The sequence below is a fragment of the uncultured Cyclobacterium sp. genome (genome assembly GCF_963976465.1).
Lineage (GTDB): Bacteria > Bacteroidota > Bacteroidia > Cytophagales > Cyclobacteriaceae > Cyclobacterium.
Window position 1 is genome coordinate 1 of the sequence record NZ_CAXBOC010000076.1, and the last position, 14,283, is coordinate 14,283.

The 14,283-nt window shown below is 39.3% G+C and carries 12 protein-coding genes; 7 read left to right on the forward strand and 5 right to left on the reverse strand.

Annotation, left to right across the window (positions count from 1 at the left end):
* On the forward strand, positions 1-1,196 hold a 1,196-nt coding region (rlmD, locus tag AAC037_RS06360), incomplete at its 5' end, for a 23S rRNA (uracil(1939)-C(5))-methyltransferase RlmD (RefSeq protein WP_339902200.1).
* Complete coding sequence (locus AAC037_RS06365) at positions 1,193-1,570, forward strand: hypothetical protein (protein WP_014020814.1); 378 nt, start codon at positions 1,193-1,195, stop codon at positions 1,568-1,570. The genes rlmD and AAC037_RS06365, both read left to right, overlap by 4 nt.
* 32 nt (positions 1,571-1,602) lie before the next feature.
* Here AAC037_RS06365 and thiL read toward each other — a convergent pair whose 3' ends face one another.
* Positions 1,603-2,634, reverse strand: coding sequence for a thiamine-phosphate kinase (gene thiL, locus AAC037_RS06370; RefSeq protein ID WP_339902201.1), 1,032 nt, complete (start codon positions 2,632-2,634; stop codon positions 1,603-1,605).
* Between the two features lie 302 nt (positions 2,635-2,936).
* On the opposite strand from thiL, the gene AAC037_RS06375 reads away from it, so the two are divergent.
* The 5 genes from AAC037_RS06375 to AAC037_RS06395 all read left to right on the forward strand — a co-directional run bounded on the left by AAC037_RS06375 (position 2,937) and on the right by AAC037_RS06395 (position 10,186).
* Positions 2,937-3,263 carry an iron-sulfur cluster assembly accessory protein gene (locus AAC037_RS06375; RefSeq protein WP_303615557.1) on the forward strand — a complete coding sequence of 109 codons (327 nt, stop codon included), beginning with the start codon at positions 2,937-2,939 and terminating at the stop codon, positions 3,261-3,263.
* A gap of 456 nt (positions 3,264-3,719) precedes the next feature.
* The gene (locus tag AAC037_RS06380; RefSeq protein WP_339902202.1) at positions 3,720-6,788 is read left to right on the forward strand and encodes a TonB-dependent receptor; all 3,069 of its coding nucleotides are present in this window, start codon (positions 3,720-3,722) and stop codon (positions 6,786-6,788) included.
* Positions 6,789-6,799: 11 nt separating this feature from the next.
* On the forward strand, positions 6,800-8,173 hold the full coding sequence (locus AAC037_RS06385) for a RagB/SusD family nutrient uptake outer membrane protein (protein WP_339902203.1): 1,374 nt from the start codon (positions 6,800-6,802) through the stop codon (positions 8,171-8,173).
* 220 nt (positions 8,174-8,393) lie between these two features.
* Positions 8,394-9,485, forward strand: a complete 1,092-nt coding sequence (gene gcvT, locus AAC037_RS06390) for a glycine cleavage system aminomethyltransferase GcvT (protein WP_339902204.1) — start codon at positions 8,394-8,396, stop codon at positions 9,483-9,485.
* Positions 9,482-10,186, forward strand: coding sequence for a 2-phosphosulfolactate phosphatase (locus AAC037_RS06395; RefSeq protein ID WP_339902205.1), 705 nt, complete (start codon positions 9,482-9,484; stop codon positions 10,184-10,186). The genes gcvT and AAC037_RS06395 overlap by 4 nt, the downstream gene beginning before the upstream one ends.
* Before the next feature lie 36 nt (positions 10,187-10,222).
* Here the strand turns inward: AAC037_RS06395 and AAC037_RS06400 are convergent, their stop codons facing one another.
* From AAC037_RS06400 to AAC037_RS06415, 4 genes are all read right to left on the reverse strand, one after another.
* Positions 10,223-10,765 carry an SRPBCC family protein gene (locus AAC037_RS06400; RefSeq protein WP_339902206.1) on the reverse strand — a complete coding sequence of 181 codons (543 nt, stop codon included), beginning with the start codon at positions 10,763-10,765 and terminating at the stop codon, positions 10,223-10,225.
* Between the two features lie 125 nt (positions 10,766-10,890).
* On the reverse strand, positions 10,891-12,666 hold the full coding sequence (locus AAC037_RS06405) for an efflux RND transporter periplasmic adaptor subunit (RefSeq protein ID WP_339902207.1): 1,776 nt from the start codon (positions 12,664-12,666) through the stop codon (positions 10,891-10,893).
* A gap of 57 nt (positions 12,667-12,723) precedes the next feature.
* Complete coding sequence (locus AAC037_RS06410; protein ID WP_339902208.1) at positions 12,724-13,149, reverse strand: DUF305 domain-containing protein; 426 nt, start codon at positions 13,147-13,149, stop codon at positions 12,724-12,726.
* A 34-nt stretch (positions 13,150-13,183) separates the two neighbouring features.
* A partial coding sequence (locus AAC037_RS06415; RefSeq protein WP_339902209.1) for a TolC family protein occupies positions 13,184-14,283 on the reverse strand: 1,100 nt, incomplete at its 5' end.

Sequence of the window (14,283 nt, forward strand, 5' to 3'; positions counted from 1 at the left end):
CTTTTTGCAGCCATTTCGGTGTTTGTGGGGGCTGTAAGTGGCAGCACATCTCCTATGAACTACAGATGACATATAAAAGGCAACAAGTCATAGACCAGTTTGAGCGAATTGCGAAAGTCCCCTTACCACAGGTAATGCCTATAATTGGCTCTGCTAAAACCCAATATTATAGAAATAAATTAGATTTTACTTTTTCTAACAATCGATGGCTTACCCGTGAAGAAATCGATTCGGGAGAAACCTTCGAAAGAAATGCTTTGGGCTTTCATGTTCCAAAAAGATTTGACAAGATAGTTGATGTTGACCACTGCTATTTACAAGGCAATACCTCCAACGATGTCAGAAATGAATTGGGTGCCTTTGCCTTAAAAGAAGGCTTAGGGTATTATGACATTATCAATCAAACAGGTTTACTGCGCAACTTGATTATCAGAACCACCCTGGACGGGCAGTCGATGGTTATTGTTCAATTTGGGGCAGATGACCAAGAAGGTATTGATAAAACAATGGAGTTCTTACACCAACGTTTTCCTGAAATCACTGCCTTGATGTACATCATCAACCTTAAGAAAAATGAAACTTTTCAAGATTTGGAAGTCCATACTTATGCCGGTAAGGACTATATTGAAGAGACCATGGAAGGCTTAAAGTTTAAAATTGGCCCTAAATCTTTTTACCAAACCAATTCATCTCAGGCATACGAGCTATATAAAGTCGCAAGGGAATTTGCCGATCTAAGTGGCAATGAGGTCGTGTATGATTTGTATACAGGTACAGGAACCATTGCAAATTTCGTGGCAAAGGATGCAAAACAAGTAATTGGCATTGAATATGTGGAACCAGCCATTGTCGATGCAAAGGAAAATGCAATTCGTAATAACATAGACAACACCTTGTTTTACGCCGGAGACATGAAAGATGTATTGGATGATGAATTTGTCTCCAAGCACCAAAAAGCAGACGTTATCATAACGGACCCTCCGAGAGCTGGAATGCATGAGGATGTAGTAAACATGCTTTTGAAATTGGAAGCAGAAAAAATCGTGTATGTGAGTTGTAACCCGGCTACCCAAGCAAGAGATGTTGCCTTACTGGCTGAGAAATTTGATGTGATAAAAATTCAGCCTGTAGACATGTTTCCCCAAACTTACCATGTTGAAAATGTAGTTTTACTTAAAATAAAAGAGCAAGAATGATCAGCAATGAAAATGACCCGGAATTGAATGGAAAATACTTGGGCACTATCAGCAGTGATTTTGTAAAAATAAGTGAAACACTTAAAGAAGCTGCCTACCAAGTAAGAAAAAGGAAATTCTCAGAATATCCAATTTTCCCTATTAGCAAAGAAGAACAGCCCATAGGACAATTGTTTCTCAGCAACAAAGAAAAACCATTGGATTGGAATTATTACATCACCTATTTGGATGAATTTGTTCAGCGAAAATTGATAAAAGAAGACGGAATAGAACAGTTTAAAGCTGCTTATAAAGACCCGGATGAATTCTGTTGTCTTTTTGTAGTGGATGCTGAATTCACAAAGTTTTTATACATTCCTTATCCCGAAGAATAAGGAATGTATAAAAAACCAACTCAAGGCAGGGATTAAAAATGTACCCAGCCTTGGGCTTTTAATTCAACGGCTGTATCACTTTTGGTGATAAGGTATTTTCCATTGTCTTTTTCAGTAACATGCCCAATAAAATGGATATCAGGATGTTTCTCCAGCTTCTTAAAATCATCTTGATTAATAGTGAAGAGTAACTCATAATCTTCACCTCCATTTAACACACAGGTAATGGGGTCTAAGTTTAGCTCCACAGCTGTATCAAATGTTTGCTTGTCTATGGGCAGTTTGTCTTCATAAATGGCTACCCCTACATCGGATGCCTTACAGATATGAAATAATTCTGAAGCCAATCCATCAGAAACATCGATCATACTAGTAGGTACCAAGCCCATCTCTTTAAATTCATGAATAATATCCATTCTGGCATCCGGTTTCAATTGCCTTCCGGTGATGTAAGGATATTTTTCCAAATCCGGTTGCATGTTTGGATTGGATAAAAACACTTGTTTTTCACGTTCCAGTATCTGAAGCCCAATAAATGCCGCACCCAAGTCACCTGTAGCACAAATGATATCATTGACTTTAGCTCCTGACCTGTAGCTGATGGCAGACTTCTTTACTTCTCCAATGGCTGTAATACTGATGACCAAACCGGCTCTGGAGGAGGTGGTATCTCCGCCTACTATATCCACATTGTAATGCGTTGCAGCTAATTTAATTCCCTCATAAAGTTCTTTTACAGCTTCTACCGAAAATCGGCTGGAAAGCCCAATGCCAACAGTCATTTGTGTAGGAATCGCATTCATGGCAGCTACATCACTTACATTTACGGCCACAGCCTTAAATCCAAGATGCTTTAATGGAGTGAATGATAGGTCAAAATGAACTCCCTCTAAAAGTAAATCAGTTGTCACCACACGAAGGTCATCCCCTTGGCCAATCACTGCAGCATCATCTCCTATTCCTTTTACAGAACTGGAATGGTTGGTTTTGATATCCTCACTTATCATATCTATAAGCCCAAACTCTCCAAGATTTGAAATTTCAGTCCTTTTTTCCTTATCCATAGTATTTATTATCTGCTAATTTCCCATTAATCCACGGGCAATCCATTTCAAATACAAAAGTACAACATATTTGTGAGTTGGCCATTTCGTGAATAGGCATTCTTATCGGCTAAAATTCAAACCCACTTTCCATAAAACCAATTATTTCCAATCATCGGAAAACCCTTATGAACAGGAAAAAGCGTCTATTTCCATTTGATTTGTTAACTTTGCTTAATAATTCGGTAGGAAAAATGGAATTTATTTCTAACATTACCGGTTAATTGTCGTTAAATGATTAGGGTAATTAAATTTGAATAGATATGATCATCGTTTCAGAAAAGGCCAAGGATCGTATCCTTGAACTTAGACAAGAAGAGAACAGAAATGAAGAGGAAAACATAAGGGTATCCGTCAAAGGCGGTGGTTGTTCAGGCTTAATGTACGACCTAGGCTTTGACAACAAAACCACTGATTCCGACCAGATTTTTGAAGACAAGGGTGTTAAAATAATCGTGGATAGAAAAAGCTTACTTTATTTGGCAGGCACAACTTTGGAATTCACAGATGGTTTGAACGGCAAAGGGTTTCAATTTGTGAATCCAAATGCTTCTAGAACTTGTGGGTGTGGAGAAAGTTTTTCCATATAAAAAATAATACATTCCGAATACCCAAAATAAGGCAAATCAAGCCTTATTTCGGGTATTTTTTTTACCTTTTCAATTGCTTTTTTCATAAGTCCACAATAGCAGAGTACCCCTTACTCTGTACCCTATTTATTTTATTATTCTTAAATTTTAATTTGGAGATAAGATGGTTCTGCTCTGGTAAAAATTTCGTAAGAAAGCAATCCTAAAGCGCTGCAACTGCATAGTTTATATCTGCTTCATCTGACAAAAAACAACACGATAATTCACTATTTTCAAATAAGAAATATTAAAAGAAAGTTAAATATAATTTTATCAAGATTGCACCAATGGTTATTTTTTTTATTACTTTAGTCTCAGTTTAGCAATAAATTTAATCCCCGGAAATAAACAAAAGTCCTAAAACTATTAGGAATTTTTATCACCACATTGAGATTTTAATTATCCACCAGCTTATCTATGAAAAGCAATATATTTATTGTGTTGGCTTTGGCATATGTATTACCAACATTCAGTTTAGCCCAAAACATCACAATCTTCGGAAAAGTAACTTCAGAGGAAGATGGAATTGGAATGCCCGGAGTACTTATTAGGGCCATGGAAACCGGAATATCTACCGCTACAAATGAATTAGGAGAATACCGAATTATTTTAAAAAAGGAAGCCAATATTGCTTTTTCCTCGATGGGATTTGTACCTCAGAAATTCTTAGTGGAAAATAGCATGGAATTGAACATAAGCCTAGTGCCCAATCTCAATTCGCTAGATGAAATTGTGGTCGTTGGATATGGAAGTACTCATAAATCTTCCCTTACTGCAAATATTTCCAGAATTGAAGGGGAAGATATAGCGAATATTCCGGTGCCAAATTTTCAAGAAACTTTGCAAGGAAGACTTCCCGGAGTATTTGTAGCTGATGCCAGCGGAAAACTAGGGGATGGGGTAAAAGTAAGAATTAGGGGTACAAGCTCTATCTCTGCCGGCAATGACCCATTATACATCATTGATGGAATACCTGTTACTTCTTCAGGAAGCATTGATAACAGCAACCCCATGGCCATGCTTAATATGAGAGATATCGCCTCAATTAATGTCTTGAAAGACGCAGCTGCTGCATCAATTTATGGCGCCAGAGGTTCGAATGGTGTGGTGGTGATCACCACCAACAAAGGATTTTCAGGTAAAACCAAGTTTAATGTAGGCATTCAGAGAGGTTATAGTAGCCCAACCCGTAAAAAGAAATTCTTAAATGCCAGTCAATATGTAGCGCTCTTCAGAGAAGCGGGGTATAACAATGACTTGGCTGCCAATATAGACCCGATCAATAGGCCTGAGGAATATCCGGATTCTCAACTTCAGTTTGTTGACAATCTCTTGGACCAATATGCGGGGCATTCAGATTGGAGAACCGGGAATGTAAATACCAACTGGCAAGACCAGGCATTTAATTCGGATGCGGGAGTGACAAATGTCAATTTCTCAGCTTCAGGAGGAGATGACAGAACTAAGTTTTATTTTTCAAGTGCCTACGATAAGCAAGAAGGAATCTTGATTCGGAATAGCTTGGAAAGAATTTCAGGAAGGTTAAACCTAGACCACCGGCTTAGTGATAATTTTTCTTTCGGTGCTAATTTCAGCCTTTCAAGCACCTCCACCAATACCTTGCCCGGCGACAATCTATTCAATAATCCCATGCAACTGGTGGCTTTGGCACCCATTTCCCCTTTGCGAGATTTGGATGGAAACTTATATGATCGCCCTACTACAATTTATTATAACAATTTAATCGACTCTGAAAATTCCAGCTGGACCACCAGAAGTTTAAGAAACCTCAATAATGTGTATGGGGAGGTGAAGATCAATAAGGAACTTAGCTTTAGGTCTGAGTTTGGATTGGACAATATCACACAAAACGATGACAGGTATTTTGGTTCACTCACAGCCACCGGACAAAGTTCCAATGGTTATGGTTCCTCCCGTTGGTTAAAAATCACCAACTATACGACCAACAATTATTTTACATACAAACCTATTATTCAGGGGAATCATGATTTAGAGGCTACTTTGGGGATGTCCTACCAAAACAGTGAAACCCGATTTACGAGTGTAGATGGAAGGGAATTTCCTTTGGACGGGCTGAAGACAATAAATTCAGCCGCTGAGATTGTAGATGGCACATCCACTCTTACTAGCTCATCCTTTCTCTCCTATTTTGCTCGGGTAAATTATTCACTGGAAGACAAATACCTGCTTGGGATTAGCACCCGATATGATGGCTCCTCTAGATTTGGAAACAGCAAAAAATATGGTTTTTTCCCGGCAGGATCTTTGGGATGGGTTATAAGTGAAGAACCCCTACTGAAAGACAATGCCTACTTAAGCTTTTTTAAGCTCCGCGCTTCCTATGGACTCACAGGAAATGCATTGATCGGTGATTTCGACCACCTAGGATTGTATGAACCACTCCCCTATAACCTAAGTCCCGGCTTGTCCCCCACCCAAATAGCCAATCCAAACTTAACGTGGGAGACCACCAAGCAATTTGATATAGGTTTAGAATTTGGTCTATTTGATGACCGCATTTCAGGAGAAATTGATTTTTATGATAAAACTACAAAAGACTTATTGTTGCTGGTACCTGTTCCTGCTACCACAGGTTTTGTGTCCCAGAGGCAAAATATAGGTGAAATGCAGAATTACGGTTTTGAGATTTTACTCAACTCGATTAATTATGCCAACAAAAATCTAATTTGGCGTTCTTCTTTTAATTTTTCCAGAAACATCAACCGAGTTCGATCGCTTTCCAAAGACCAAACTTCCATCCCACCTCCTTACTCTAGTTACCTAAACGGGATATTTATCGATCAACCCATGGCCGTTTTTTACGGCCCTAAATATGCCGGCGTTGATCCGGACAATGGCGATGCCTTGTACTATGCGAATGAAGATCTTTCAGAAACCACCAATGATTATAATTCTGCTGCTAAGTTATTTCTCGGAAGTCCAAACCCCGATTTCATTAGCGGATTAACCAATGAAATCTCCTACAAAAACATTGATCTGCTTTTCCTACTCCAGGGAGTATATGGCAATAAAATTTACCAAGCGGCAGGTGGGTATTATTCCAACAATGCCTATTGGTTTGACAACAATACGGGGGACCAAATGGAAAGGTGGCAAAATCCCGGAGACATCACTGATGTCCCTCAAGCCAGGATCGGTCAGTGTAATGGATGTTCTGCCTCAAGCAGGTATATTTCTGATGGCAGTTACCTTCGCCTTAAAACCATCTCTCTGGCCTATAATTTCCCTGAAAAATGGAACAATAAATTGAAAATTCAGGATGCGAAAATTTATATAATTGCGCAAAACTTATTGACCTTCACCAAATACGATGGCTGGGACCCTGAAGTAGGCACCGAAGCCTTGTCCAATAGTTTTTCCAATGCAAATTTATTTCAGGGAGTTGATCTCTACTCAGCGCCCCAGGCCAAAACCTTTTCCATAGGATTAGATTTAGGGTTTTAAACAATTTAACTATGCCTTTAAAAGTTTCTCATTTACCATTTGTTTTTTTATTCAGCTTCTTTACCCTATCCTGTGATTCCAATCTGGACATTAAACCATCACAAGAAATAGATGAGGGCACAGCACTTGACAATGATGGCAATATCAAAAGCGTCTTAATAGGTGCTTATGCAAACCTGAGAAAGTCTGAACTTTGGGGAGGACGGTTGCTATTATACAGTGAAATGCTGGGCGCAAATAATGAAATTAGATGGACGGGCACATTCAGTCAACCTAGGGAAATGTTGAACAAAAGCATTTTAACCAACAATACTTTTGTAACGGACACTTGGACTGTAGCTTATAGCACCATCAATATCACCAATAATATTTTAGATGCTATATCTAAGGTAAATGAAGCGGACCAAGATAAGGTGAAAGGTGAAGCACTTTTCATACGGGCTATTGTCTACTATGAGCTGGTAAAACTGTTTTGTCAGCCTTATATAGCCGGTAATACCGAAGTAAATCCGGGTGTACCTTTAATTTTAACGCCTTCGAGAGGAGGAAAAAACAATGGTATCGTAGAGAGGTACCCTATTGAAGAAATATATAAGCAAATAATTGAGGACCTCAGCATAGCAGAACAAATTTTACCGGACACCAATGGGGTATATGCATCTAGCTTTGCTGCATCCGCCATACTTTCCAGGGTTTTTTTACAAATGGGGGATTATGCTTCAGCAAGGGATGCGGCCAACCGCAGCTTAAACGTTGCCCTTTCCATTGGTAAAAGCCTCATGACTAATTATGCCGATGCGTTCAATAATGAATCTGACAGTCAAGAGGATATTTACACCATTCAAGTAAATAGTCAGGATTCAGAGAATGCCATGCAGCTTTTTTACTCTACTCCTGAATATGGAGGTAGAGATGGAGATGTAAGCATTTTAAACGCTCATTTGGAATTATACGAAACCGGAGACGATCGCCTCCTTCTTTTTCAGGAAAGAGCAGGAGCATTGCGTACTAACAAATGGAGAGACCCCAATAGGAATGTTAAAATAATAAGGTTGGCAGAACTCTACTTGACACGTGCCGAAGCCAATTTCCGTGAAGGGACAAGTTTGGGGGCCACACCTCTCGAAGATCTAAATAGGATTAGGAGAAGGGTTTCTTTGCCTGAGAAAAGCAGTGTCAACCTAGAAAATATTTTAATGGAAAGAAAATTAGAGTTGGCACATGAAGGTCATATTTTGCATGACATCAAAAGGACGAAGGGGTTTGTAACAGACAATAATGACCCTGCGCTAAAGTACACTTTTGATGACCCAAAATTGGTTTTTCCAATTCCCGAACGAGAAATACTAGCCAATAGTAAATTGATCCAAAATCCGGGATATTAAAACAAGCACCGGCTACCGACTAATTTTAGGGATTCAACTTTTAGGTCCCTTCCCCCATGCCGGACGATTCATCAATTGGCTTTATTAAACCTTTTTATAATTATTGTCACCTATTAATAGATGTAAAATGTACTCGAATAGGCAGTCTTTTTCGAATACATTTTCAATAAAATTAATCACAATTCTTACCTTTAGGCTTTCGAAATTAAGTCAACAATCAATGGAGGAAGTTAAGAAAGTAACGCTAGACGAAATACATCACTCATTAGGTGCAAAAATGATCCCTTTCGCAGGGTATAACATGCCGGTTAGGTATAGCTCCGATATGGAGGAACACAAGACTGTACGAGAAAATGTAGGCGTATTTGATGTTTCCCATATGGGTGAGTTTATTGTTGAAGGTCCACAAGCCCTTGATTTGATTCAAAAGGTTTCCTCTAATGATGCCTCCAAACTTAAAATAGGACAGGCCCAATACACTTGTTTTCCAAACGCTCAAGGGGGAGTTGTTGATGACTTTTTAGTTTATAAACTTGAAGAGGAGCGTTATATGTTAGTGGTTAATGCATCCAATATTGCCAAGGATTGGGAATGGATTCAGAAACACAATACCGAAAATGCACAGTTGGAAAATATTTCCGACCAAACCTCTTTATTTGCTATTCAAGGTCCAAAGAGCATAGAAGCCCTCCAATCCCTAACTTCTGTTTCCTTAAAGGACATACCCTTTTACCATTTCGAAATTGGTACCTTTGCCGGTATAGAAAACGTAATAATTTCTGCTACCGGCTATACCGGAGAACAAGGCTTTGAACTGTATGTTAAAAATGAAGATGCCCAAAAAGTATGGGATGAGATTTTTAAAGCCGGCGATCCGTTAGGAATTAAACCTATAGGACTAGGGGCAAGAGACACCTTACGACTAGAAATGGGATATTGTTTGTATGGACATGAACTCAATGACAGGACTTCGCCTTTGGAAGCAGGCTTAGGCTGGATAACAAAATTTACCAAGGAGTTTATCAACCATGAAAATTTAAAAAAACAAAAAGAAGAAGGTCTTCAGAAAAAGTTGATCGGCTTTAAACTTCTAGAAAGGGGAATTCCAAGGGCTGATTACCCCATATTAAATACAGAAGGACAAGAAATTGGCATTGTAACTTCAGGCAGCCAATCTCCTAGTCTGGGAATAGGTATAGGACTAGGTTATGTAGACATTGCTTATGCCAAAGCGGGAACTGAAATAAAAATCCAGATAAGGAAAAAAAGCCTAGCTGCCAAAGTAGAAAAACTACCCCTTCTAAAAAAATGAAAACCATAGAAACCTGTGTTAGTCCCGACTTGTTGGACTTACATGAATTGACCAATAAAACTGTAATTGTTGTTGATATTTTCAGGGCAAGCTCTACCATGGTAACCGCACTTTCTAATGGCGTGAAAACCATTGTTCCAGTCCGAGACCTAAACCAATGCATGACCTATAAAGAACAAGGCTGGCTGATCGCCGGGGAACGGAATGGAAAACAAGCGGATGGTTTTGATTTAGGAAATAGCCCTTTGGCATATTTGAACCAACAATTTGCCGAAAAAAATGTAGCCATGACCACCACAAATGGTACTCGGGCCATTTCCTTAGCCAAAGAACACGCTGCCGAAGTTCTTATCGGTTCATTTTTAAATCTAAAGGCTACTGCAAACTATTTGCAAAACTTATCCAATGATGTCTTGGTGCTTTGTGCCGGATGGAAAGGGAAATTTAATATAGAAGATTCTCTATATGCTGGTGCATTATCTCTGGTTTTGGACTGGAAGCATAATTGCGACGCCACCTTAGCCATGGAATCGCTTTATAGACAAGTTGGTGCAAACCTCTATGAATTTCTCCAACAGGCATCCCATGCCAAACGCCTTCAAAATCACGATTTAGAAAAAGACATTAACTTTTGCCTCCATACAGACCAATACAATGCGGTGGTGTATCTCTCTGAAGAAGGTCTAAAGTTAAAGGCTTAAACATCCTTCATAATGGATCATTCATTCTTATATGGCTTAGCTATTTTCCAAAATGGATTTTAGTTTATGTAGCCCTTCAGAAAAATCTTCCCCAACCATTTCTTCCATATCCATCATTAAGAGCATTGTGTTCATAGGGTAATCCATCCTACCTTCAAATCCCCAGATGACCTTGGTATGGTTGTCATCGATTTCCTCAAACGCCATATAAGCTCTGTCCTCAGCCTCAAAAGGTTCTTTGAATCTGAGCGCATAATCAATTCTTTCCCCCTTTTTAATGGATATAATCTCTTGCTCCCCTACCCCAACATTTGGGTCACTGCTATCCCAGGCAGACACAAATCCGACTTCACCATCCACACCAATGAAACTCTTTTTCATGGTAGGATCCTTAGATGCCCAGCTAGAAAAATTCTCTTGGTTTTTGAGCAACCTAACATATTCATAAACCTCATCCTTTGGCCGGTCTATGGTCACTTCCCGGACCACCGAGTAATCCTGATCAACAAATATCCCAACCATTAATGGAATGGAAATCAGTATTAACACTACGACAAGAACTATTTTTACAACCTTCATAATTGGGTTTATTTGTTAGGTGACAGAATAAATAGCTGATATTTGAGACTCACTGACTTAATTTAATAATTAACAGGAAATTACCAAAATATATCAACAACTAGAATCCTTTGCAAGCCTCCCTGTTACCTTATCCTTTTTATTACTTCCCCACAAGTCAACATGGCTTTTCCAAAATAAGGATTCAAAACCTCATCACTCTTACTCAACCAGCTTGCTCCGTTATTGGCATCAGCCATGGGGCATCGCTGCACATACAAGCTATGAGTGTAGCCTTTAGAGATTTCGGTAATGCTTATCATTTTATCGGAAATTGAAAGAAAATTTTTACGGATATCAGCCAAAGAACTTTGAGAATTAACCTTTTCAAGCAGTCCCGACAAAACCGCATGGTATTTGGACCAATCCATATGAGCCTTCTCCTCAAAAGAGGTCTGGTCCAACTTTGATAAACTTTTAAGCATGTCTGCTGCTGTTGACTTGGCTTTTAATAAATCATCAGTAACCAATGCATTTTTCAAATCAAAATAATATTCAAAGAGCTGAGCCAAATCCGTTTTGGAAGTTTTGGAAAGTGGGATTTTATTCGAAACTTCTTTTCCTTTGGCTTTACTTATTTCCCCGTGATTATGACCGGAAGAAGCTACGCCATCCTCCGGACTCATCATGCTCGGCTTACCTGCTAGCTGGGCAGCCGCATCAACACTAAATGCACCATTGACTACAATTTCTTCACCTGACTCAAGGCCTGAAGTGATAATGTATGCAGCTCCCAATGCTGATCCAAGGGTAACCTCCCGCAGTTGAAATTTCAATCCTTCTGTGGTGCTTTTTTTCACATAAACTATAGACCTGGTTCCTGTCCACATCACTGCTGTCTTGGGCACCACTATGGCAGCATCATCTCCTGATACGGTACTGTTAACCACTCCAGAAACAAACATCTCCGGTTTAAATTTTAAATCAGGATTGTCCACACTTATTCGGGCATGGGCAACTCTGGTGACAGGATCTATAATTGGGTCGAGGTAATCAATTTCTCCTTTAAAGGTTTTACCGGGAATGGCTTGCAAGGTATAAGCAACTTTATCACCCGTTTTTACCCAAGGAATTTCAGCTTCATAAACATCAAACAACACCCAAACCCTTGACAAGTTTGACACCTCATAAATGGCTTGGCCCATATCCAAATGATCTCCCAGGTTGGCAAATTTTTGAGAGACATAACCCGACACATTGGCTTTGATGGGGAAATTCTTTATTACCTTCTCTGTTGTCAAAATTTTTTGAATCTGTTCATCAGTTACCTTCCAATTTTTAAGTTTTGCCACAGCGGCCTTAAAAAGAGCCGGTTGTTCATCCTTTATTTTATAGGCCTGAAGAAGCTCTTCCTGGCTGGTCACCAACTCAGGAGAATACACCAAAGCTATAGTTTGTCCTTTGGCTATATATTCTCCGGTAAAATTCACCATCAACTGCTCAATTCTGCCCGGTATATGGCTTGCTTGGGTAAATAATAACCGCTCGTCCACTTGAATCTTACCCGGCAACCTCAGCGTTTTAATTCCTTTTTCTTTGCCTACAACCATTGTTTGTACATCTGCAAGCTGGATTGCCGTGGCTGTCATGCTAATTGACATCGGGTCAACTTCGGCAATATCACTCTCCAAAGGAATAAGATCCATACCACATATAGGACAATCACCTGGTTCACTTTGGCGGATCTGTGGGTGCATAGAACAGGTGTAAATCGAGGAAACCCCGGCAGTTTCCTCTTGATGTATATGCTCTGATGGTGGCTCAGAAATGGTTTTAGTTGGTTTAATTAACCAGCCTAGCAAAATCCCTACCACAAGTGTAATGACAATAAGGAAGGATTTATTTTTTATTAGCTGTTTCATAGTTTCACGGTTAAGCTTTGCGCGATTTCAATTTGACTTATGCATTCAATATTACCTTTACTCCCCTTCTTCAAGTCGCTTGATCATTGCTTTCATTTGAGCAATTTCTTTCTTTTGCGCTTCAATAATATCCTTTGCGAGTTGCTGAGCTTCAGGGTCTTTCAAATCCGCTTTCTGACTAACCATAATCGCCGATGAGTGATGAGGAATCATCGCCTTCATCCACTGTACATCAGCAATTAGAGTTTGGTTACGGAGCATGGTTAGGGTTGCTATAAATAGGACGATGGACGTCCCAAGAATCATAAAATTGACTTTTTTATTTTCATACATTCCCCACATAAAAAGAAGCATGGACACTGCCATTGGAGCTACCATTAATAGGGTCATATACGTTCTTGTGGTGCTCAACATGACATGGTCAAAGACATCTGCATTTAAAAACATCACAGCATACATGATAACAAATGAAACTGCCATCATGGCGGAAAACTTGAGATAATTATTGCTTTTCATATCAGTAAGATTTTGCAGTTAAATAATTTATTTGTGCCTCAGCAAGATGGTAAGCTACTGAGGCTTTGACTTTCATTTTATTGTATTCCAGCAGTTGTTGCTGGAGGCGTAAAACTTCTTCAAATTTTTGTCCCGAGTTTGCATAGGCACTGTATAGCAAATCAAGGGTTTGTTTGCTGGTTTTGATCTGCCTGTCAAAGGAATCAATAAGCTCTAATTGAATTTCCATTTCTACTTTATACCTATGGAAGGAACCTTGAAGACGGTTAGCGATGTCCTGCTTTTCCGCTTGATAAGATTCACTGAGCAACGAGGCTTCTTTTTCAGCTGCTCTGTATTTTTTTCTAAAAAGCGGAAGACTCATGCTCAAGGTAGGCATCAGTGCATTTTTCCCATTCTCTTCAATCAGTAGGTCATTCCTTTCACCTACCGTCACATAATCAATACCTACCCCTAATTGTGGTAAACCATTCTTGACAGCTAATTTTTGATTAAGTTCAGCAGCTTGAATTTTCAAATCCAAACTTTCAAGTAATGGATTGTTCCTGATAGAATTATAGTAAAGCGGATGAAGATCCTTTGGCAGGGGTATTTTTTCGTCAATTTCTATCGGGGAATCAGGCTCTCTTCCCAAAATAGCATTGAGCCTAGCCTTTGCTGCATAAACTTTTTTACACAAAACATCCAAACTGGTTTGGGCATTGGTATTCATAATATCAACCCTAAGCAGGTCTGTCATAGACCCTTTTCCATTCTCGAACGTTGAGGTAGCAATAGATTTATAGGTTTCCAAAATCTGAAGATTCTCTTTTTCTATTTCCATCAACTCCATAGTTTCTAATAGTGGATAATAGACAGCAGAAATCTCATAATAAAGTACATTTTTCGCATCCAAAAACTCCTGGTATTTTACTTCCGCAAGGACAGTTGCCACTTCCCCTTTCGTACGCAAAGTTCCGAACCATGGAAACATTTGCGTCAATGAAAGACGCATCCTTTGAGGGCCAAGTCTGGTTTCAACAGGAGAGATAAAATAACCAAAAGACAAATTGGGATCATTCAAGGATTGGGCTTGAGGGATTTTTTCCAAAGCCGCTTCAA